We start from the raw sequence: 296 nt of genomic DNA, 5'->3' as shown, positions 1-296 counted from the left end.
ACCGCATGCGCTTTTGCATGGATGTCTTGAAGGCGATCCGGTCACGGGTCGGCGAGGACTTCATCCTGGGCGTGCGATATACCGCGGATGAATGTCTCCCCGGCGGCACTGGTAAGTTGGAGGGCCTTGAAATCTCCAGACGTCTCACGGAAAGCGGACTTATCGACTACCTCAACGTGATCCGCGGCCACATCGACACTGACCCGGGTCTCACCGATGTGATCCCGATTCAGGGTATGGCCAACTCGCCTCATCTCGACTTCGCTGGCGAGATCCGCGCAGCAACCAAGTTTCCG

The 296-nt window shown here is 58.8% G+C and carries 1 pseudogene; it reads left to right on the top strand.

The features are described from left to right. Positions 1–296, top strand: a pseudogene (locus tag EN824_RS34530) (N-methylproline demethylase); the annotation flags it as partial.

Origin of the sequence: Mesorhizobium sp. M8A.F.Ca.ET.181.01.1.1 (assembly GCF_004792025.1) — a bacterium.
Classification (GTDB): Bacteria; Pseudomonadota; Alphaproteobacteria; order Rhizobiales; family Rhizobiaceae; genus Mesorhizobium.
The sequence above is the reverse complement of the archived record's forward strand: the minus strand, read 5'-3'. Positions and strand labels throughout refer to the sequence as shown.